This is a genomic window from Paraglaciecola sp. MB-3u-78 (assembly GCF_002835935.1).
GTDB lineage: Bacteria > Pseudomonadota > Gammaproteobacteria > Enterobacterales > Alteromonadaceae > Paraglaciecola.
The window spans coordinates 1-203 of the sequence record NZ_PJCF01000085.1; the positions used below are offsets into that span (position 1 = coordinate 1).

Sequence of the window (203 nt, forward strand, 5' to 3'; positions counted from 1 at the left end):
TAGCGTATGTGACGTTTGAGAGCCCAAAAAAACCTTGACACCATCTTGGTAGAGGTAAAATTGGTTATTACTGCCTGTCGACCATGAGAGAGCTAAATCGCCTTCATTCTGGGTTGAGCTGGATGTTAAGGTGATGGAGCTTTGCGCTAAACTTGAAAATAAGAAGAGTGTTAGCAGTAAAAATAAACGCTTTAAAAGCATTA

At 39.9% G+C, this 203-nt stretch carries 1 protein-coding gene; it reads right to left on the reverse strand.

Features of this window, described 5'->3' with window-relative positions:
- A partial coding sequence (locus tag CXF95_RS30995) for a hypothetical protein (protein ID WP_232788062.1) occupies positions 1–203 on the reverse strand: 203 nt, incomplete at both ends.